A 21070-nucleotide genomic window follows, 5' to 3' on the forward strand; every position below is an offset into this window, starting at 1 on the left:
AGGCTACTACTCTTGAAGGGTGACTGAGCTAACCGCGAACACCGCATCTTCCGTAGCAGATCCTCTCGCCAGCACCGCCCAGAGCGGGGCCGCGAACTATCCCGGACTCGACGCCTGGCGGGACCTGCCGATCTCCCAGCAGCCCACGTGGTCCAACGCCGACGTCTTTAAGGCTTCCGTGAAGGAACTCTCCGTGGTGCCGCCATTGGTGTTCGCCGGAGAAGTGGACGTTCTTCGGGAGCGCCTGGCAGCTGCCGCCCAGGGTAAAGCCTTCCTGCTGCAAGGCGGTGACTGCGCGGAAACGTTCGAGGCCGCCACTGCGGACAAAATCAGCGCGCGCGTCAAGACCATCCTGCAGATGGCGGTGGTGCTCACGTACGGTGCAGCCATGCCCGTCATCAAGATGGGCCGCATGGCCGGCCAGTTCGCCAAGCCGCGCTCGTCCAATGACGAAACACGTGACGGCGTGACGCTTCCCGCTTACCGCGGCGACATCGTCAATGGCTACGACTTCACTCCCGAGTCCCGCGCCCACGATGCCGGCCGGATGCTCAAGGCGTACCACACCTCGGCTTCCACGCTGAACCTCATCCGTGCCTTCACCCAAGGTGGCTTTGCGGACCTGCGCCTCGTTCACCAGTGGAACAAGGGCTTCACGGAGAACCCCGCGCATGCGCGTTACGAATCTCTGGCGCGCGACATTGACCGTGCCATCAGTTTCATGGACTCTTGTGGAGCAGACTTCGAAGCACTCAAGCGGGTTGAATTCTTCGCCAGCCACGAAGCGCTGCTTCTGGACTACGAACGCGCCCTGACACGCATCGATTCCCGTACCGGACTGCCCTACGACACCTCCGCCCACTTCCTCTGGATCGGCGAGCGGACCCGTGAACTGGACCATGCACACGTGGACTTCCTGTCCCGGGTCCGGAACCCTATCGGCGTCAAGCTTGGGCCCACCACCAGCGGCGACGACGCGCTGCGCCTGATTGACAAACTGGACCCCAACCGGGAACCCGGTCGCCTGACGTTCATTACGCGTATGGGTGCCAGGAACATCCGCGAAAAGCTGCCGGCTGTCGTCGAACGCGTCACGGCCTCGGGCGCGCAGGTGCTGTGGGTCACCGACCCCATGCACGGCAACACCGTCACGTCGCCGAACGGCTACAAGACCCGCAACTTCGACGACGTCATTGACGAGGTCCGTGGCTTCTTCGAGGTCCACCACTCGCTGGGTACCGTCCCTGGCGGCCTCCACGTGGAAATGACCGGCGACGACGTGGCCGAATGCCTGGGTGGCGCCGACCCGATCGACCAGGATGCCTTCCTGGACCGTTACGAGTCGGTCTGCGATCCCCGCCTGAACCACATGCAGTCCCTTGAGATGGCCTTCCTGGTGGCGGGGGCCCTTTCCAAGCGGTAGTCATGGAACAAAGGCGCGGTCCGGATGAATCCGGGCCGCGCCTTTTGTTGTGGTTGGGGTGTTAAACGACTGTCAGCTTGATAATTGAACCTTCCGCGACTTCCTTGTCCTTCGGATCCTGCTCGCGCACTATGTTGAAGAGCGCCCCCAGCCAGTCTGTCCGCTCAACAATAAAGCCAAGTTTCTTCAGCTCGGCAATCGCATCATCCGCGTTCTTGCCGATGAAACTGGGAACCTTGACCATCTTGGGGCCCTTGGACACAGTCAGTGTTACTGACTCGCCCCGGACCAGCGTTCCGTTGGCAGGGGTCTGGGAGACCACTGCGCCCTTGGGGACCGTCTTGTCGTTGACTGTCTCCGGAGCGATGACTGCTTTGAGCCCGGCATCCTGGAGCGCTTTAACGGCGGCGTCCTGAGCCAGCCCGCGAACATCCGGTACGGGGATTGGCTGCGGACCTTTGGAAACCACCAGGGCCACAGGCGTTCCGTGCCGCACCTCGGCACCCTTGGCCGGATCCTGGGACAGCACGACGCCGGCAGGCACTTTTTCGTCGAAGGCTTCAGTGACGTTGCCGAGCGCCATTTCAGCGGCATTGAGTGCCGTCTTCGCCTCATCCAAGGTGCCGCCGGTCAGGCCGGGCAGCGCGAAAAGCTGGGCCCCCTTGGAGACGAAAAGGGTGATGGGCTGGAACTTCCGGACTTCGGCTCCGGACTCCGGTTCGGTGCCGACAGCCAACCCGGCCAGGATGTCGTCGTCGAAGACATCCCGGGGCTCCGACTGAAATCCAGCGGTGCGGAGGAGTTGCTGGGCCTCAGCCACGGTTTTGTTCTTGACATCAGGGACGGTCCCGGGTGAACCGGGTCCCATGCCGAAGAACCAGCCGGCGGACGCGGCGAGCATCGCCAGGACGATGATCACGATGGTCCAGATCACACCACGCCGGCGGGGATTGCCCTCCCTCAGGGGGCGGACCGGCGTGGCTGCAGCGCGTGCGCGATCCTTGCTCTGTTGCCGCTCCAGTCGCTTCAGTTCCCGTTTGCCAGGGGGGCGTATGTCCTGATCGGCGTCCGTGCCGGTGACAACAGCCCTCGAGTGCTGCAGGGCCGGACCGCCTGCCGCCATGATGGTGGTCGGATTGCTCCGGTGTGAGATGAATTCGGTGGGCGACGCCGTCGTGGCCAGAGCCTCTGTCGGATTTTCTGCCGCGGTACCTATGGGAGTCGTTGCGGTAGCGGAGGCGGGCGGCGTCGGTGCCGGGCCTTGCCGAAGATCCAACTGCTCGTCCGTCAGCGTGGTGCGGATGTGGCGGAGTTCGGCAAGCAACGCAGTACCGTCCACGGGCCTGTTCTCGGATTCAGTCGCCGTGCACCACTGGACCAATTCATCAAGGTCTTCGGCCAGCCCGGGAGCAGCTTCGGAAGGGCGTCCGACCACGGCGTTGACGTGCTGGTAGGCCACCTGAATGGGGGAGTCGCCGGTGTAGGGCTGCTTGCCCGTCAGCATTTCGTAGAGCATGATGCCCGCCGAGTAAATGTCGCTGCGGGCATCCGCGGGCTGGCCGAGGACCAGTTCGGGAGCCAGGTATGCCACGGTTCCAATCAAGGCGCCGGTACTGGTGTTGGCCGAGACCGCCCGGGCCAGGCCAAAGTCACCGACCTTGATCCGGCCGTCATCGGCCAGGAGGACATTCTCGGGTTTGATGTCCCGATGGATCAATCCGGTGCTGTGGGCTGCTGCCAGGCCTTCGATGACAGGATCAATCAGCGCCAGTGCCAGCCGTGGCGCCAGGGCACCCTGCTCAGTGAGGACGTCACGAAGGGTATGGCCCTTGACGTATTCCATGACCAGGTAGGCGATGTGCCCATCCTCCCCTTGGTCCAGCACTCCCACGATGTGGGGGTGCGAAAGGCTGGCCGCAGCCTTGGCTTCCCGGCTGAGCCGCTGGAGGAAGATGGGATCGTTCGCCAGGTGGGGGTGCAGGACTTTGAGGGCCACGTCGCGCTCGAGGCGTTGGTCCGTGGCCAGGTAAACGGTAGACATTCCACCCCTGGCGAGGCGGGAACGGACCATGTAGCGGCGGTCCACGATGGTCCCAATGAGGTGGTCCTGCGTTGGTTCTTGCACCATACGATCCTAAACGAGGCAGGGAAGGGGCCCGAATCCGCATTGGGCTGGCCAATGGGATCCGGGCCCCTTCCGAGGTGCTGCTGAGGCCTAGCCGAACGTGCGCTGGCGGGCCTTGATCGATTCGACGTAACGCTTGGTGTCGTCGTACATGCCGTACTTGCTGACGGAGTACTGGCCTTGGTAGTAGCCGGCAATCGCCGTGTCCAGGTCCTTGCTCGTGGCGATCAGGGCGCGGATGATGGCGACACCCGCAGTGGCGTTGTCATAAGGGTCCAGGAGGTTGAGCTTGCGGCCCACGAGGTCCGAAGCCCACTGGCCCGAGGACGGAATGACCTGCATGGTGCCGATGGCGTTTGCCGGTGATACAGCCCGCTGATCGAAACCGGATTCCTGTTCGGCGAAGGCCAGTGCCAGGGACGGGCTGACGCCCATGCGCCTGGCCGTATCAGCCACGATGCCCTTCATTTCGGCGCGGCTGGGCACCGGGGAGGCGTTCAGGAGTGCCTTGTTCTCGTTGGCCGAGCTGACCACCGCTGGCGGGTAAGTGAAGCCCAGGAAAGTGCTGGGAACCAGGGGCTTGGTGTCGCCGGCAGGCTGCAGGCCGGCGCCGGGGATGGTCAATTTTTGGCCGGGGTAGATGACGGTGGTGGCCGTGACCTTGTTGGCTGTCATCAGCGCACTCAGGGACACTCCGTGGCGTGAAGCGATTCCACTGAGGGTGTCCCCGGCTTTGATGGTGTAGGACCCGGCGCCGCCCTGCGGTGCAGGAGCGGGTGCAGGAGCAGGAGCGGGTGCTGGAGCTGCAGGCGCCGACCCTCCGCTGACCTTGATCTTCTGACCCGGGTAGATGATGGAGCTCCCGTTGAGGTTGTTCCAGCTAAAGATGCTGGACAGGGGTACTCCGTGCTTGGCGGCAATGGCGCCCAGGGTATCGCCGGAAACCACCGTGTAAACGGCGGCATTGCTGGGTGCGCTGGGGGCTGCAGGAGCCGATGGCTGTGTAGGAGCGGCCGTAGCTGTCCCCGTGAGCTTGATGCTCTGTCCCGGGTAGATCAGCGTGGTGGCCGTGAGCTTGTTCAGCTGGAGTACCGCATTCGTGTCCAGGTTGAAGCGTCGGGCGATTGCGCTGATGGTGTCACCCCGCACGATCGTGTACGTCTCCGGAACTGAGGGTGCCATGGGACGCAAGGCGGCGGGGAGGGTCGCTGCAACTGCCTGCGCGGGAATGACGTTGCCGGCCTGGACGGCCTGGGCCTTCATTGCGGCAGCAAGAGTAGCTGGAACTTTGCGGGGTTGCGGTGCCGGCGCAGCCATGGACGGTTGTGCCAAGGCAAGCGAGGACAAAACCACGGCAGGAAGCGCAGCCGTGGTGGCCGCGATGACCGGCATACTCATGGTTCGTTTCGGCGTGCGGGGCGTCGTCATGAAAAGTGTCCTCATCTCAACAGCGGGGGTGATTGTTGGCGCTGTTGCCAGTGTTGCCAATGTTACAGATGTTATCAATGGTGCAAGTGTGATCAGTGTGAATCTCTCACACTTATTCAATCGGCACAACAATTCCTGCCGTTCGGGATTATGCGAACTGAATTGCCGGCAATGAAATGGCGTCTTATGGACCACCGCCGGGAGCCGGCGTCGAACCCCGGCTAGGCGCCGGGCGGGGCGGCGTGGCAACCTTGTTCCGTGAGTAATGTAGAAAGCCTTGTTTCCGACTGGCTCCCGCTGCCGGATGTCGCCGAGCTGCTGGAAGTTTCCATCACCAAAGTCCACGGACTTTTGGATGAGCGTTCGCTGGTAGCCATCAGGCGGGGAGAGCGGAATATTCGCTCCATCCCGGCCTTGTTTATCCAGGACGGTCATGTTGTCGACAGCTTGAAGGGAACCGTCGCGGTTCTCAGCGATGCCGGTTACAACGACGAAGAGTTGATCATCTGGCTTTTCACCCCCGACGAATCATTGCGGGGGCGTCCCATTGATGCCCTGCGTGAAGGGCGCAAAACAGAGATCAGGCGTCGCGCCCAGTCCCTGGCCTGGTAATAACGCCTTTCCGGCAGGGCAGGGGAAAGTGAACTGAATAAAGACGACGACGGCGGTGCCCACCGCCGTCGTCGTGTTGTGTCCTTTTGGTGCAGTATGAGGCGGCTATGCCGCGCCCCTCAGGCCGCCCGGCTGACTGCGGCCTCGGCCAGCTGGCTGAGTGCCCTCAGCGGCACGTCCTCGAGCGGCAAGCGTTCCAACGCCGCATAAGCCCGGTTGCTCAGCTCTGCAATCAGCGATTCCGTGGCGTCCAAAGCGCCACACTGGACCATGATGCGGCGGATCTCTGCCACGTCGCTCTCGCCGAGATCGGGATTGCCCAGCATCTGGTCAAGGTAGTCTGCCTCGGCAGCGGTTGCCTGGTTCAGGGCGAAACCCACAAGAACGGTGCGCTTGCCTTCCAACAGGTCATCGCCGGCCGGCTTGCCGGTGGTCGCGGGATCACCAAAGACCCCCAGGACATCGTCCCGCATTTGGAATGCCTCACCGAGCGGCAACGAAAAGTCGGAATAGCTCTTCAGGAGGCCGGCCGAGGCGCCGGCAAGAGCTCCGCCCAAGGCGAGCGGGTGCTCCGTGGAGTATTTGGCTGATTTATACCGGATGATCGATTGTGCGCGGTCCACCGACGCCGCCCGGTCGCGAACGGGGCCGGCTACCTCTTCGAGGATGTCGAGGTACTGCCCGGCCATGACCTCCGCCCTCATGACGTTGAAGATCCCGCGGGCGGGGCTTCCGGCGGCGGCCCGCGGGCCGATGTCCGTAAAGGACTCCTCGCTGAAAGACAAACAGAGGTCGCCGGTCAGGATGGCCGCGGCATCGCCGAAACGCCCGCTGTCGAGAGCCCAGCCGTTCGCCTCGTGGAGTTGGCTGAATCGCTTGTGGACGCTTGGACCACCACGGCGCATGTCGGAGCGGTCAATAATGTCGTCGTGGATCAGTGCCGCTGCCTGGAACAGTTCCAGCGCGCACCCCGCAGTCACGATCCCAGGGTCCCCGGCGTCACCGCCGGCACCTCTCCAGCCCCAGTAGCACATGAGCGCCCGGAGCCGCTTGCCCCCAGTGACCAGATGTGAAATGGATCCGATGAGCGGCGCTACATCCGGCGACACTCCGGCCATGAGCTCCTGTTGCCCTGCAAGGAAGCCGTCCAGCTTCCCGGCAACGCCGCTGATGAACAGCGCCTGCTCGGACGCCACTTGGGGAAATGCCGTCACTTGATGGACCCGGACGCCACGTTGGCGCCGATGGTGAACGTGGACACGCCTTCTTTCTGCCGAATGGACACGTTCACGGTTTCGCCGTCGCCGCGGATAAAGTCCAGGGACGTGACGTTGCCTACGGCCCCGGATCCGGGGACAAGCTTGAAACCCTGGGCCTCCAACGAGGTCTTGTAGTAATCCACCACGCCCTCCGGGGGCGCCTTGACAGTCCCTACGAGTGCAACAGTTGCCAAGGACGTGCTCTTGTCAAAGCTGCTGGAACGGACGGACGTTGCGGGCATCACCGGAATGAGTTTCTCGGGGAAGCCTGGGACAAGCGCGTTCACTGTTGCCGTCGCACCCGGTGCCGGCGTGGCCGACGCCGTCGACGCCGCTGTTCCGGCCGCAGACGCGGAGCTGGAGCCAGTGGGGGACGACGACGCTGACGATGGTGATGAAGAGTCGGTGGGGGAGGGGGCAGCTGAGCCTCCGGGTGACGGCGTACACGCCGAGGCCGCTACGGCGACACTTACTGCGAGCAGGGCAAACCCTCGCGATCGAGGAGTTCCAAAGACCTTCACAGGTGATCCTTCCGGGGGGTGGGCCTGACTGTGCCTCCAGTTTAGTCAGTGGCCGGGCATAGTATTGCCGATGTGAGTCAGGAAGCATTCGGCAGTGCCCCGAGCGATGGACAGGGACCGGCCCGCAGCACCGGTGACGCCCTGAGGGAACTAAGGCGAACCAGCATACTCCACGTGGATATGGACGCTTTCTTCGTCTCCGTCGAACTCCGCAGCCGTCCGGACCTTCGGGGAAAACCAGTCATCGTGGGATTCCCCGCCGAACGGTCCGTGGTGCTCTCTGCTTCCTACGAGGCGCGGGCCACAGGGGTGAAGTCCGCCATGCCGATGTCCATAGCCATGAGGCGGTGTCCCTCCGCGGTGATCATCAATCCACGCCACACGGTCTATTACGAAGTGTCCGCTCAGCTCATGGAAATCTTTGCTTCCATTACCGACCTGGTGGAGCCCCTCAGCGTCGACGAAGCTTTTCTCGATGTCGGTGGGGCCATCCGCCGGTTGGGGCCACCGCTGGACATCGGCCATCTCATCCGCCGGAGGGTCCAGACCGAATTGGGCATCACGGCATCCGTCGGAATCGCCAGCACCAAGTTCGTGGCCAAGATCGCTTCCACTCGGTGCAAACCGGACGGGATACTGCAGATCAATGCCGAGGACACTATTCCTTATCTTCACAGCCTTCCCGTCAATGCCCTCTGGGGTGTCGGTGGCAAGACCGGGGAAGTGTTGGCCCGTCTTGGCATCCGGACCGTCGCGGATGTCGCGGCTACGCCCTTGGCCTCATTGAGGAAAGTCCTGGGTGCCAGCGGCGAGCACGTGCACCGCCTGTCCATGGGCATTGACCCGCGTCCGGTCACGCCCACCCGGCTTGAGAAAAGTATCGGCGCGGAAGAGACGTTCTCCCTGGACACCGGTGATGATGCCGTGTTGCACCGGGAGTTGCTGCGCTTGTCCCACCGAACGGCAGCCCGTCTGCGCAGTTCGGGGATGCTGGCCAGGACCGTGGCGTTGAAGCTGAGGTATTCGGACTTTTCTACTGTCACGCGCAGCCGGACCGTCCACGCGCCGGTAGACAGCGCGCAGATGATCTACCAAGTGGCAGTGCAGTTGCTGGAGTCGTTGGGCCCCCGGACCATGAGCGTGCGTCTGGTGGGTGTGCGGGCGGAGCAATTGGAGCCCGCAGGCCAGACGTCCCTGCAGCTGAGCCTGGATCGCAGGGACGACAATTGGCGGGCAGCCGAGCAAGCCCTGGACCGGGTATCGGAACGTTTCGGATCCAAGACCTTGCTGCCGGCCCGGCTTTTGGAACCGGGCAAGCCTCCCGCCGACACGTGAGCGGCTGTGAGCTTGGTCCCGCGGGGCTGCGGGCGTCTTTCAGAACGGCGTCGGACAAACTATCCTATTTATTACAGAGATTTAGATCGTCTGGACAAACTGTTTCCTGAACAGTCGGCCCTGAGATGCCCGCTGAACCAAGAGGGAATTTCGGGAACGATTTTCTTGGCCCGATCGTTTTGGTAACAGACGCACAGGACGCGTTATGTCCAGACGCTGGCTGACTAAAGGAGGTCGCGATGCCCCTCTCGGAGCACGAACAGAAGCTGCTTGAGCAACTGGAAAAGCAACTTCATGAGGACGATCCGAAGTTTGCCAACACCATGGGTTCGGATCCCATCCGCAGTTGGTCGACCCGGCATGTGATTATTGGTGTGCTGGGCGCCATTGCAGGCATCCTCCTCCTTCTTGTGGGGGTCTCGATGCAGGCGATACCAGTGGGTGTCCTCGGTTTCGTCGTCATGGGTGCTGGCGTTTATTTCGCCACGTTGCGCGGAGCTGCCTTCGGCAAAGCAGGCAAGGTCAAGCCCGGAAAAGGCAAACCCAAGAGTTCGTTCATGAGCAGCCTGGAAGAACGCTGGGACGAGCGGCGACGCGACGACTCCTGAGCGTCCGCTCCACTTTCCACCACCGGACACGTCGGCCGCACTGAACCATCCACGCCCCTGAAGCTCCCTGGGGGATAACGAAAGACCCGCACAGCGGGTCTTTTCGCGTTTAAGGGTCTTGCTGCTCTCCTTTATTCCACGCACCCTCCACTTCCCACCCCTTGCTCCACTTTCACCCACATCCACCCGTCAGACAGCGCCGACTCCTGGCTTGAAGCCTGTGCTCCTGCCGGACAGTGACCAAACGCAGCGGCTGGGTCGGCCAGCCCTCCACTTCGCACCACAGCCCTGCATCCGCGCCGTTTCGGGTCTCTTAAAACTCAAAGTGGTGGAGAAACGCCCTGTGCTGCGTTGACTGTGGGGCGTTGTGGAGTAAAGTGGAGCACATAAGAGGGTAGTGGCAGTGTTGGGCATGAGCGGGCACCTTGACTGAGGGGCGGTGGGGCCAGTGTTTCTGGGTACTCACTCTCCGCGTCTCGACGAAAAGGGCCGGATCATCCTTCCGGCCAAGTTCCGCGAGGAGCTTGCTGATGGATTGGTCCTCACCAGGGGCCAGGAACGCTGCATCTACGTCTTCAGCCAGAAAGAGTTCGAACGCATTCACGAATCGATGCGGGAGGCGCCACTGTCCTCCAAGCAGGCCCGTGACTACATTCGTGTTTTCCTGTCTGGAGCCTCTGACGAAGTACCTGACAAGCAGGGGCGCGTGACGATTCCGCCGGCGCTCCGGACGTATGCCGGCCTTGGCCGGGAACTGGCTGTGATCGGTGCCGGTACCCGCGCTGAGATCTGGGATGCCGATGCTTGGAATGAGTACCTCAACGAGAAGGAAGCAGCCTTCTCTGAAACAGACGACGACAATCTGCCCGGCTTCTTCTAGCCGGTCGGAGGAAGCAGCAGTACAGCTTCTTGAATGGGATCTCCAGCCGCCCATCGAACAGTCTTCCTGGCTCACCTTCCCCTGAGCCAGGCCGGCGGATCGATAGGCGCGGATGGGGATCCGGTTCAAGAAACAGCAGGTAAGCGATTTGAGGAAAGAGGAGGCAGCGTGGAAGAGCAGGACGCGGCAAAGCCCACATCGGAGCGCCACGTACCCGTCCTCAAAGACCGCTGCATCAACTTGCTGGCTCCTGGTTTCGAGGCTGCCCGGAAGCGCGGCCAGACTCCCGTAGCCATCGATGCCACCTTGGGTATGGGTGGCCACTCCGAGGCTATGCTGCAACGCTTTCCGGACCTGCATCTGGTCGGCATTGATCGCGATGAGGAAGCGCTGGCTTTGGCCGGTGCACGCCTGGAGCCCTTTTCCAACCGGATTGACCTGGTTCACGCCGTCTACGACGAAATCGAAGACGTCCTCGCCGACCTTGGCATCGCCGAGGTCCATGGCATCCTCATGGACCTGGGCGTATCTTCCCTGCAGCTCGATGAGCGCGGGCGTGGCTTCGCCTACTCCTACGACGCGCCGCTGGACATGCGGATGGACACCAGCCGGGGACAGACCGCTGCCGATGTGGTGAACACCTACAGCGAAGAAGAGCTGGTGCGCATCATCCGCAAATGGGGCGAAGAAAAGTTTGCGGGCCGCATAGCCAACAGGATCGTCAATGCCCGTGCCGGGAAGCCCTTTGCCACCACCGGTGAACTTGTGGAGCAGATCCGCAGTGTTGTCCCCGCCGCGGCCGCGAAAAGTGGTGGGCACCCGGCCAAGCGAACTTTCCAGGCATTGCGGATCGAGGTCAACGAGGAACTGGACGTCCTGGAAAGGGCGGTTCCAGCAGCCGTGGCCGCCACGGCCATGGGCGGCCGGATCGTGGTGATGTCCTATCACTCGCTGGAAGACAAGATCGTGAAGTCGGTTTTCCAGACCGGATCCAAATCGTCGGCCCCGCTCGGTTTCCCGGTGGAGCTGGAAGAACACCAACCTGAATTAAAGACCATCACCAAGGGCACGGAAGTGCCTACGGCAGCAGAAATCGCTGAAAACCCCCGCGCGGCGTCTGCCCGGTTGCGGGCAGTGGAGCGCATCAAACCGAGGAGAGACGCATGAGCAACGCCGCAGCGAAGACACTGCCCTCCGTGGTGGGCAACACCGTCCGTGCGCTGCCAGTTCCCGCCGGTAAGCCTGACGCCGGCCGGAAGGCCCGCACCCCGCTCTCCTTGGTGCGCAGTGCTCCCGGCAAGCGGCGGACCCCCTTTGTCGTCCTGTGCTTCGTCGCGATGGCGGCCGCACTCCTGACGGTGCTGGTCTTGAACATCTCGGTATCCACTGCGCAGTACCAGTTGGTGCAACTCAAAGCCCAGGCGGCCACCTTGAACAAGGAAAACCAGGACCTGACACAGAAGAAGCAGAACTTCGAAGCTCCCCAAAATCTGGCAGCCAAGGCTGCAGAATTGGGAATGGTTCCTTCCACTGTTAAAGGACAGATTGATCTGAACACGATGTCAGTCACCGGCAAGGCAACGCCTGCGGTCAAGGGGGATGCCCCTTTGGCCCAGCTGGCTCCGCCGGCCGTGGCAGGCATGCTCGACGTGGTTCCCTCAGTGACAACAAAGGATCCGTTGGAGAACCTCAAGCCGGCAGCACCGGTGGAGGCGGCCCCGCCGGCAGCACCCGCTGCAACTCCGGCGTCCCCGGCAGCCAAACCGCCGGTTGAACTCCATGGGGGATCAGTCCCGGCTCCCCAGCAGAAGGCACCCGGGCAGTAGTCCATCAGTCCACTGACGCAAGGCCAGCAGCAAGGAATCAACGTGGCTCAGAACCCCGGCACATCGAAAAAACCGAAGACGCCGGCGGCAAGAAAGCGGTTGCGGGTTGGTCTTGGCATCATGCTTACCCTGCTCCTGGTGGTGGGCGGCAAGCTCTTCATGGTCCAGGGCCTGGACATGGGCGGCATGGCCGAGGCTGCCTTGGCAAACCGCCTCACGCCCCAGGTCCTTCCGGCCGAACGTGGGCAGATCGTGGACGCCAACGGTACGGTCCTGGCCAGCAGCGTTATCCGCTACAACCTGGTAGTGGACCAGGTGTTGAACACGAACACGCCCAGTTTCAAGCGGTACAACGAGAAGACCGACGAAGTCGAGACGATTTCCAGGGACCAGGGCATTGCTGACCTCGCAACCTTGCTGGGGTCGGACGTGGAGAAGATCCGCGAGGCGCTCACAGGTGACAAGAAGTACTTCGTGGTTGCTAAGGACATCAAACCTGAGCTTGAAGACCGCATCTCCAAGCTGAACATCCCGGGCGTGGTCCCCGAAGGTGTCAGCAAACGCGTCTACCCCAACGGCAGTGTGGCCGGTGGCGTGGTGGGCTTCCTGCAGGACGGGACCACCGGACAGGCCGGCATCGAGCAGACCCAGGACGAGATCCTGAGGGGTGTCGAAGGCAAGCGCGTGTTCGAGATCGGCGCTGACGGACTGAGGATTCCGGTAGCCACCGATGAACTGACTCCCGCCGTGGATGGCAGCGACGTGAAGCTCACCATCAATACGGACATCCAGTACTTCGCGCAGCAGGCCATTCAAAGCCAGGTCAACAAGATGAATGCCGAATGGGGGTCCATCATTGTGATGGACACCAAGACCGGCAACCTGGTGGCTTTGGCGGATACCAATGCCCCGGACCCCAACGATCCCGGCAAAGTGGATGCCAAGGACCGTGGCGTGCGTTCCGTAACGGCGGCCTACGAACCTGGCTCCGTGCAAAAGATGATCACCGCTGCTGCGGCCATCGAGGAGGGAAAGTCCTTCCCCCTGGACCACTTCACCATCCCCGCGTCGTACACCATCGACGGCCAGACCTTCACCGATGCTTTCGAGCACGGGACTGAGGAACGTACCCTTGCGGGCATCCTGGGATGGTCCATGAACACCGGCACCGTCATGGTCGGCAGCAGATTGACCAAGGAGCAGCGGTACGACTGGTTGAAGAAGTTCGGGATCGGCGAGCAGACGGACATCGGGTTGCCGGCTGAAGCCACGGGCATCCTCGCCACACCGGACCAATGGGACGAACGGCAGCAATATACGGTGCTCTTCGGCCAGGGAGTTTCGCAGTCGACGCTACAGACAGTCCGCGCGTTCCAGAGCATCGCCAATAATGGCGTGATGCTGCAACCCCGGCTCATTGACAGCTACATCACCCCCGAGGGCGAGGAACAGAAGGTTGCCCCCAAGGACTCCCGCCAGGTGGTGTCCAAGGAGACCGCACAGCAGGTCCGGGACATCCTGGAAAGCGCCGTGACCGAGGGCCAGATCAAGGACGCCGCCATCGACGGTTACCGCGTCGGTGCGAAGACAGGAACCTCCCAGGCCCCGCGCGAGGACGGCCTGCCCGGATTCGACGGCTATACGGCCTCGATGGTGGGAATGGCGCCGATGGATGACCCCCGTTTCATCGTCGAAGTGGTCCTCCAGCGCCCCAAGGGAAACATCTACGGCCTCACCAACGGGCCGGTGTTCCGTTCGGTGATGTCTCAGGTCCTGCGCACCTACAATGTGGCGCCGTCGACCGGAACCCCCGCGCGACTGCCCCAGTTCGTCAAGTAAGCTTCTTGGGCGTCTGTTTCGGCCCTTCATCGATCCACCACTAACGGCCCGGGCGCCGCTGGCCCCAAGCCGGTCGTTCCACGAGCACCAACGGAGAACCACGTGTCAGAGCACCATGAGGCAGCCAACAACGCCGCGACGACGGATGCCGGCCAGTCCGGATTCCGTCCCGAATCCGTGGCAGCTGTGCCTTTGGCCACCATTGCGGAAGTACTGGGCATTGCAGCACCGGAAGGAAGCCATGACAGGGGCGTGACAGGTATCACGCTCAATTCGCGGGCTGTTGAAGCCGGCGACCTCTACATGGCTTTGCCGGGAGCGTCCCGCCACGGTGCCGATTTCGTTCCCCAGGCAGTCGACGCCGGTGCTGTCGCCGTCGTGACGGACGACGCCGGGGCGCGCCAGCTTGCGTTGTCGGGCGAGCAGCCGGTGCCGGTCCTGATCGTCGAGGAGCCGCGGGCCGCCGTCGGGCCTCTGGCCGCGCTGATCTACCGCAGCCAGCCCTCGGACGGTGCTTTCCCGACGCTCTACGGGGTCACCGGCACCAATGGCAAGACCACCACCACCTACTTCATCAACTCCCTGCTGCGTGCCTTGGGCAAAAGGCCGGGACTCATTGGGACCATCGAGATCGTGGCGGGCGGCGAACCCATTCCCAGCCTCCTGACCACGCCGGAGTCCACAGACGTCCATGCCCTCCTCGCCTTGATGCGCGAACGGGGCCTGGAAGCGGCCTCGATGGAAGTGTCATCCCATGCGATCTCGTTCCGCCGCGTGGACGGGGTGATGTTCGATGTCGCGGGCTTCACCAACCTCACCCAGGACCACTTGGACCTGCACGGCAGCATGGAAGAGTACTTCCGGACCAAGGCAGAGCTTTTCACCGCTGCCAGGGCCCGGCACGCCGTTGTCACAGTGGACGACGAGTGGGGGCGCAAACTCGTGGAACTGGCCGATATCCCGGTGACAACGTTGTCGGGACAGCACAGCGGTGCTGACTGGCACGTAGCTGCGGTTGCCGCCCGCGGGTTGGGCTCGGAATTCGAACTCCGGCACTCCGACGGGCGGGTCCTGCGGGTCCACACCGGATTGCCTGGTGACTTCAACGTCGCCAATGCTGCCTTGGCAACCGTCATGGTCCTGGCCTCCGGCATCGATGAACAGGTGCTGCAGGCAGCCCTGGATGCCCACGACCCCTTCACCGTGGCTGTTCCCGGACGTATGCAGTTGGTATCGACGGAGCCTGCGGCCGTTGTTGATTTTGCCCACAATCCCGATGCCTTGGCACGCGCCCTCGAGGCCGTTCGCTCGCCGCAGGAGGGCTCCCGCGTCATCGTGGTCTTCGGCGCAACGGGACAGCGCGACCAAAGCAAGCGCCCCACGATGGGTGCCATCGCCGCACGCCTGGCTGACGTGGTGATCGTCAGCGATGACGACCCCCACGACGAAGACGCCGCGTCAATCCGTGCCGAGGTCCTGCAGGGAGCCCTCGTAGCACGCGATGCAGAGAAGTTGGGCAGCGAGATCATTGAGTCCCACCCCAGGGACGCGGCGATCCGCCTGGCAGTGGAGATGGCCACCGCCAACGACACCATCCTCATCGCCGGACGAGGCCACGAAGTGTGGCAGGAGGTCAAAGGCGTGAACCTGGCCCTGGACGACAGGGTGGAATTGCGGGCCGCCTTGACATCCAAGGGATTCAGCGTTTCATCGGACCAGCGGATAGAGTCCTAAACCGAGATGATTGCACTTACTGCGGCGGAGATCGCCGACATCACCCATGGCCGATTGACCGGAGTTACGGACGTCGTGCCCACCTCTGTCGTCACTGACTCACGGGAAGCGACACCCGGTTCGCTGTACGTGGCCAAGCCCGGCGAGCATGCCGACGGCCACGACTTCGTCGACGCCGCCTTCGATCGCGGCGCCGTCCTGGTCCTCGCCGAACGCGAAGTGGCCGATGCCGCCGGAAGCCTTTTCCCCGCCGTCGTTGTTGATGACGCGGTCCTGGCCATGGGCAGGCTGGCCGCGGAAGCCGTCCGCCGCATCCGCGCTGAACGCGCGCAGCGTGGCGAGGATTTCACGGTCATCGGCATCACCGGGTCGGCCGGCAAGACCACCACCAAGGACCTCTTGGCGGGTGTCCTTTCGACAGCCGGCAAGACAGTGGCGCCGCAGGGTTCCTACAACGGTGAGGTGGGCGTGCCCTTGACGGTGTTCGCCGCCGACGCCGAGACCCGGTACCTGGTGATCGAGATGGGTGCCACGGGACTGGGGCATATCAAGTACCTCGCAGAGATGGTCAAACCGGACATTGGCGTCGTCCTCGTCGTCGGCACGGCACACGCAGGTGAGTTCGGCGGCGTGGAGAACATCGCCAAAACCAAGGGCGAACTCGTTGAAGCCCTCAGCGAGCACGGCACGGCTGTCATCAACCTGGACGATGGCCGCGTTGCTGCCATGCGCAGCCGGACCAAAGCCAAGGTCCTGGGGTTCACCGCCTCACCTGCCACCACTGAAGAAGTCGAGGCACGCAACGTCGTGGTCAATGCCCAGGGTTTCCCGGACTTTGATCTTGTCCTGCCCGACGGCGGACCTGCCGTCGAGGTGCGAAGCCGCCTGATCGGCGGCCACCATGTGACCAACCTGTTGGCCGCTGCCGCGGCCGCGTTCGCCGCAGGCATCCCGGCAGCGGACATCGCCTCCTCCCTGAGCTCACAGTCGGCAGCCAGCCGCTGGCGTATGGAGCGTACGGAACGCGCCGACGGCGTCACCATCATCAACGACGCCTACAACGCGAATCCGGAATCCATGCGGGCCGCGCTGCGCACCCTGGCAGACCTCGGCCAAGGCCGAAGGACCTGGGCGGTCCTCGGGGCCATGCTCGAACTGGGCGAGGACTCAATCCGGGAGCACACCGCTGTGGGTACACAGGTAGTCCGGTTGAACATCTCCCGGCTGGTGGTGGTGGGACGCGAAGCGCGTGCCCTGTACGTCTCAGCCATCCAGGAAGGCTCCTGGGGTGACGAGTGCTCGTTCACCGAGACGGTCGAAGAAGCTTACGAGCTCCTGCAAAACGAGCTTGAACCCGGTGACCTGGTGTTGTTCAAATCCTCCAACGGGGTGGGGCTGCGGCATTTGGGTGATCGGATAGCATTACCTCCACGGGCCGAGCCCACCGGAGACAACGCGGCCGGATCGACCGCAAGCGAAGGGAACGAGCTGCTGTGATTGCACTTTTGATCGGCGCCGGCGTCGCCCTTCTGGTGGCCCTGATAGGGACACCCCTGTTCATCAGGTTCCTCGTGGCCAAGAGCTATGGCCAATTCATCCGGGACGACGGTCCGACGTCGCATCACACCAAGCGCGGCACGCCCACGATGGGTGGAACCGTGGTGGTTGCGGCCGTCTTGATCAGCTACTTCGTGACGCACCTGATCATGTGGATGATGAACCCCCGCTCTCCGGGACCTTCCGCTTCGGGGCTCCTCCTGCTGTTCCTGATGGTGGGCATGGGCTTTGTTGGCTTCCTGGACGACTACATCAAGATCTCCAACAAGCGAAGCCTGGGCTTGAATGCCCGCGCCAAGCTGATCCTCCAGGCCGCGGTAGGCATCATCTTCGCCGTCCTGGTGCTGCAGTTTCCCAATGAGGACGGCCTGCGTCCGGCATCGACCCAGATCTCGCTGGTGCGCGATATCCCATGGCTGGACCTGGCGTTCGGCGGTACCGTGCTCGGTGCCATCCTCTTCATCGTGTGGTCCAACCTGATCATCACTGCCGCTACCAACGGGGTGAACCTGACAGATGGGCTGGACGGCCTGGCGGCCGGTGCTTCCATCATGGTCTTCGGCGCCTACACCATCATGGGAATCTGGCAGAACAACCAAGCCTGCGGGTCACCGCGGGAGGCAGGAAGCGGCTGTTACCAAGTCCGCGACCCCATGGACCTTGCGCTGCTGGCGGCGATCCTGAGTGCTGCCTTGGTGGGCTTCCTGTGGTGGAACACGTCCCCGGCGAAGATCTTCATGGGGGATACCGGTTCCCTGGCGATCGGCGGCGCAGTTGCGGCCTTCGCCATCCTGTCCCGCACCGAACTGTTGCTGGCCTTCATCGGTGGCCTGTTCGTCCTGATCACCCTTTCGGTCATCATCCAGGTGGGCTTCTTCAAGCTCAGCGGCGGCAAACGTGTCTTCAAGATGGCACCGCTTCAACACCACTTTGAATTGAAGGGCTGGGCGGAAGTCACCGTGGTGGTCCGCTTCTGGATCCTCGCCGGTCTCTTCGTGGCCGCCGGCCTCGGAATTTTCTACGCTGAATGGGTGGTACTGCTGTGAATGGAAGCCCCGACGCCCAGGCGTCCGCCGCCGACAGGCTCAACGGACTCACCAGCTGGGACTCTGACTGGAGCGGCCTTCGGGTAGTGGTGACGGGAATCGGCGTGTCCGGCTTCTCGGCCGCTGACACCCTCATCGAGCTCGGTGCCAGGGTTGTGGTGGTTGATGCCGCCACCTCCACCAAGGCCAAGGCCCAGGCGGACACCCTGAAGATCGTCGGAGCCGTTGACGTGCTCCTGGGTGAGGACGCTGTCAACGCCCTTCCGCTGATCGACGACGCCCTGCCCGAATTGGTTGTCACCTCGCCGGGATGGCGTCCCGACCAAGCCCTGCTGGCCGCCGCCAAGCGGAAGCACATTCCCGTCTGGGGAGACGTCGAGCTTGCGTGGCGTGTCCGCGTCCGTGCGGGGCGCAAGACGGCGGACTGGCTGGCCATTACGGGCACCAACGGCAAGACCACCACCGTGGGCATGACTGAATCCATGCTGCAGGCCGCCGGGCTCAAAGCCATCGCCGTGGGAAATGTGGGTACACCGATCCTTGATGCACTGCGGGATCCTGTGGACTACGACGCGTTCGCTGTCGAGCTCTCCAGCTTCCAGCTGCACTGGAGCCACTCTCTGTCACCGGTGGCCAGTGTGTGCCTCAACGTCGCTGAAGACCACGTGGATTGGCACGGATCCTACGCCTCGTACCTCGCGGACAAAGCCAAGGTGTATGAGAACACCCAAAAGGCCGCCATCTACAACGCGGAACAAATCGAAACCGAACGCATGGTGGAGAACGCCGACGTCGTGGAAGGGTGCCGCGCGGTGGGATTCACCACCAATACCCCTGCCATCAGTATGCTGGGCGTCGTGGATGGACTGCTGGTTGACCGTGCGTTCATTGCCGAGCGCAAGGACTCGGCGGCCGAGCTCGCTGCCATGTCGGACCTCGGTCCCGTGGCACCGCGCCACATGGTAGCCAACGCCCTGGCCGCTGCCGCCTTGGTCCGCGCCTACGGGATTGAACCGGCAGCCGTGAAGCAAGGGTTGGCCAACTATCTGCCGGGTGCCCACCGAATCCAGTTGGTAGCCAAGCACAACGATGTTCTGTGGATCAATGACTCCAAGGCCACCAATCCGCACGCTGCTTCCGCCGCGCTGTCGTCCTTCAACCAGGTGGTGTGGATCGCGGGCGGACTCTCCAAGGGCGTCAACTATGACGACCTTGTCAAAGAGCACGCACCCCGGCTGAAAGCCGTCGTTCTGATCGGTACCGACACCGAGGCCCTCGAAGGCTCGCTCCAGCGACACGCGCCGGATGTCCCCGTGATAGCGCAAGCCAAGGGCGACACTGAAAAGGTGCAGACCGGAGCCGGCAACGCCGCTTCGCCCATCTACGGCGAGGCCATCATGGCCCAGGCCGTGGCGTCGGCGGCCGAACTGGCCATGCCAGGGGACACCGTCCTGATGGCACCCGCGGCTGCATCCATGGATCAGTTCTCTTCCTACGCTCACCGCGGCGATGCTTTCGTCCAGGCAGTTCGCGAGCTTGTGGAAGGGCAGGCACCGACCACCGAGGAGTAACAATGGTCAGCACGCCCACCCGCACCCGCGGAAAAGACCCACGGGACGGGAAACCCAAGGCTCCGGCCAAGTCCGGGAAGAAGCCTTCCGGGCTCCGCGGACAGCTGCGCAACTTTTGGGACAGCCTTGAAGGCAAGGACAAAGCGCCCAACAGTTCCACTTACTACCTCATCCTCGGTTGCGCCCTGGCACTGACTGCCATCGGCATCATGATGGTGTTGTCGGCTTCGAGCGTCGAGGCGATCTCCGAAGGGAAGTCGCCCTACGCGGATGCCCTGAAGCAGGCCGGATTCGGCGTGCTCGGAGCTGCAGCCATGTACGTCATCTCGCGAACCAACGTGAACTGGATGAAAAGGCTGTCCTGGTGGGCCCTGGGCGGCGTCGTGGTGCTCCTGGTCCTGGTTCAGGTCATGGGAAACAGCGTTAACGGCAACAAGAACTGGATCGACATCGGCGGGGTGACACTCCAGCCGTCGGAGATGGCCAAGCTCGTCCTGTGTGTCTGGATCGCAGCCGTACTGGCCCGCAAGCAAAAGCTCCTGCATCGCTGGTGGCACGTGATCATCCCCGTGGTACCCGGAGCGGGCCTGGTGATTGCGTTGGTGATGCTCGGTAACGACCTTGGCACCGTGATTGTCATTGCGGCCATTACAGCTGCTGGGCTCTACTTCGCCGGCGTGCCCGGAAAGATGCTGGCCATAGCCGGTGCCGTGGGCGCAGCAGGCGCTGTCCTGGGCACCATCAGCAGCGCCAACCGGATCTGCCGCATTACGTCGTGGTTGGGTACGGCTTCGGCTTCCTGTACCGAAAACTTCGATTTCGACTTCCAGTCCACCAACGGCATGTATGGTCTGGCGCAGGGGAGCTGGACAGGACTGGGCCTTGGCCAAAGCCGGCAGAAGTACAACTGGCTTCCCGAAGCCCACAACGACTTCATCTTCGCCATCATCGGGGAAGAACTTGGGCTTGTGGGCACACTGGTGGTTCTGGTGTTGTTCGCCATCCTCGGAATCGCTATTTTCCGCGTGGTGGTCAGGCAAACAGATCCATTCCAGCGAACCCTCGCAGGTGGCATCATGGTGTGGCTCCTGGGCCAGGCCAGCATGAACATGGCAGTAGTGACCCAGCTTCTTCCGGTGGTTGGAGTGCCGCTCCCGTTCATCTCCTACGGAGGCTCGGCCCTGGTGATGTCGCTGTGTGGCGTGGGCGTAGTGTTGTCCTTGGCCCGGGGCCAATTGCCGCCCCAGCAGCGCCCCCGGTTCCTGCCGCGCCGTTCTCCGAAAACCGCACGAAAGCGTACTTAGCA

The 21070-nt window shown here is 63.0% G+C and carries 18 protein-coding genes; 14 read left to right on the plus strand and 4 right to left on the minus strand.

From position 1 onward, the window contains the following. The first annotated feature begins 19 nt into the window (after positions 1–19). Positions 20–1423 carry a class II 3-deoxy-7-phosphoheptulonate synthase gene (locus tag QF015_RS20925; RefSeq protein WP_429390629.1) on the plus strand — a complete coding sequence of 468 codons (1404 nt, stop codon included), beginning with the start codon at positions 20–22 and terminating at the stop codon, positions 1421–1423. A gap of 61 nt (positions 1424–1484) precedes the next feature. Here the strand turns inward: QF015_RS20925 and pknB are convergent, their stop codons facing one another. Both pknB and QF015_RS20935 read right to left on the minus strand, forming a co-directional pair. Then, positions 1485–3551 carry a Stk1 family PASTA domain-containing Ser/Thr kinase gene (pknB, locus tag QF015_RS20930; protein ID WP_429390630.1) on the minus strand — a complete coding sequence of 689 codons (2067 nt, stop codon included), beginning with the start codon at positions 3549–3551 and terminating at the stop codon, positions 1485–1487. Positions 3552–3638: 87 nt separating this feature from the next. Continuing rightward, complete coding sequence (locus tag QF015_RS20935; RefSeq protein WP_429390631.1) at positions 3639–4976, minus strand: LysM peptidoglycan-binding domain-containing protein; 1338 nt, start codon at positions 4974–4976, stop codon at positions 3639–3641. Between the two features lie 258 nt (positions 4977–5234). Here QF015_RS20935 and QF015_RS20940 point away from each other — a divergent pair, with 258 nt between their 5' ends. Beyond that, complete coding sequence (locus tag QF015_RS20940) at positions 5235–5588, plus strand: Rv2175c family DNA-binding protein (protein ID WP_310209978.1); 354 nt, start codon at positions 5235–5237, stop codon at positions 5586–5588. A 119-nt stretch (positions 5589–5707) separates the two neighbouring features. Here the strand turns inward: QF015_RS20940 and QF015_RS20945 are convergent, their stop codons facing one another. Both QF015_RS20945 and QF015_RS20950 read right to left on the minus strand, forming a co-directional pair. After that, positions 5708–6802, minus strand: a complete 1095-nt coding sequence (locus tag QF015_RS20945; RefSeq protein WP_310209976.1) for a polyprenyl synthetase family protein — start codon at positions 6800–6802, stop codon at positions 5708–5710. Beyond that, on the minus strand, positions 6799–7041 hold the full coding sequence (locus QF015_RS20950) for a hypothetical protein (RefSeq protein WP_310209972.1): 243 nt from the start codon (positions 7039–7041) through the stop codon (positions 6799–6801). Before QF015_RS20950 ends, QF015_RS20945 begins: the two co-directional genes overlap by 4 nt. A gap of 10 nt (positions 7042–7051) precedes the next feature. On the opposite strand from QF015_RS20950, the gene QF015_RS20955 reads away from it, so the two are divergent. The 12 genes from QF015_RS20955 to ftsW all read left to right on the plus strand — a co-directional run bounded on the left by QF015_RS20955 (position 7052) and on the right by ftsW (position 21068). Then, positions 7052–7396 carry a hypothetical protein gene (locus QF015_RS20955; RefSeq protein WP_429390632.1) on the plus strand — a complete coding sequence of 115 codons (345 nt, stop codon included), beginning with the start codon at positions 7052–7054 and terminating at the stop codon, positions 7394–7396. Positions 7397–7440: 44 nt separating this feature from the next. Further along, positions 7441–8703, plus strand: a complete 1263-nt coding sequence (gene dinB / locus QF015_RS20960) for a DNA polymerase IV (protein WP_429390633.1) — start codon at positions 7441–7443, stop codon at positions 8701–8703. Between the two features lie 239 nt (positions 8704–8942). Beyond that, the gene (locus tag QF015_RS20965; RefSeq protein ID WP_310209965.1) at positions 8943–9311 is read left to right on the plus strand and encodes a DUF3040 domain-containing protein; all 369 of its coding nucleotides are present in this window, start codon (positions 8943–8945) and stop codon (positions 9309–9311) included. 448 nt (positions 9312–9759) lie between these two features. Further along, positions 9760–10191, plus strand: a complete 432-nt coding sequence (mraZ, locus tag QF015_RS20970) for a division/cell wall cluster transcriptional repressor MraZ (RefSeq protein WP_310209962.1) — start codon at positions 9760–9762, stop codon at positions 10189–10191. A gap of 168 nt (positions 10192–10359) precedes the next feature. Then, on the plus strand, positions 10360–11358 hold the full coding sequence (gene rsmH / locus QF015_RS20975) for a 16S rRNA (cytosine(1402)-N(4))-methyltransferase RsmH (protein ID WP_429390634.1): 999 nt from the start codon (positions 10360–10362) through the stop codon (positions 11356–11358). Beyond that, on the plus strand, positions 11355–12017 hold the full coding sequence (locus QF015_RS20980) for a hypothetical protein (RefSeq protein ID WP_310209959.1): 663 nt from the start codon (positions 11355–11357) through the stop codon (positions 12015–12017). The genes rsmH and QF015_RS20980 overlap by 4 nt, the downstream gene beginning before the upstream one ends. A 42-nt stretch (positions 12018–12059) precedes the next feature. Next, positions 12060–13856: a peptidoglycan D,D-transpeptidase FtsI family protein gene (locus QF015_RS20985; protein WP_310209956.1), complete on the plus strand. Its 1797-nt coding sequence runs from the start codon at positions 12060–12062 to the stop codon at positions 13854–13856. Between the two features lie 102 nt (positions 13857–13958). After that, the gene (locus QF015_RS20990) at positions 13959–15590 is read left to right on the plus strand and encodes a UDP-N-acetylmuramoyl-L-alanyl-D-glutamate--2,6-diaminopimelate ligase (protein WP_429390635.1); all 1632 of its coding nucleotides are present in this window, start codon (positions 13959–13961) and stop codon (positions 15588–15590) included. A gap of 6 nt (positions 15591–15596) precedes the next feature. Continuing rightward, positions 15597–17087, plus strand: coding sequence for a UDP-N-acetylmuramoyl-tripeptide--D-alanyl-D-alanine ligase (locus QF015_RS20995; RefSeq protein WP_429390636.1), 1491 nt, complete (start codon positions 15597–15599; stop codon positions 17085–17087). After that, the gene (gene mraY, locus QF015_RS21000) at positions 17084–18193 is read left to right on the plus strand and encodes a phospho-N-acetylmuramoyl-pentapeptide-transferase (protein WP_026542506.1); all 1110 of its coding nucleotides are present in this window, start codon (positions 17084–17086) and stop codon (positions 18191–18193) included. Before QF015_RS20995 ends, mraY begins: the two co-directional genes overlap by 4 nt. Continuing rightward, the gene (murD, locus tag QF015_RS21005; RefSeq protein WP_429390637.1) at positions 18175–19764 is read left to right on the plus strand and encodes a UDP-N-acetylmuramoyl-L-alanine--D-glutamate ligase; all 1590 of its coding nucleotides are present in this window, start codon (positions 18175–18177) and stop codon (positions 19762–19764) included. The genes mraY and murD overlap by 19 nt, the downstream gene beginning before the upstream one ends. A 2-nt stretch (positions 19765–19766) precedes the next feature. Further along, on the plus strand, positions 19767–21068 hold the full coding sequence (gene ftsW, locus QF015_RS21010) for a putative lipid II flippase FtsW (protein ID WP_310209946.1): 1302 nt from the start codon (positions 19767–19769) through the stop codon (positions 21066–21068). Positions 21069–21070: the final 2 nt, after the last annotated feature.

Source organism: Paenarthrobacter sp. TE4293 (genome assembly GCF_050435325.1).
Classification (GTDB): domain Bacteria; phylum Actinomycetota; class Actinomycetes; order Actinomycetales; family Micrococcaceae; genus Arthrobacter; species Arthrobacter nitroguajacolicus_C.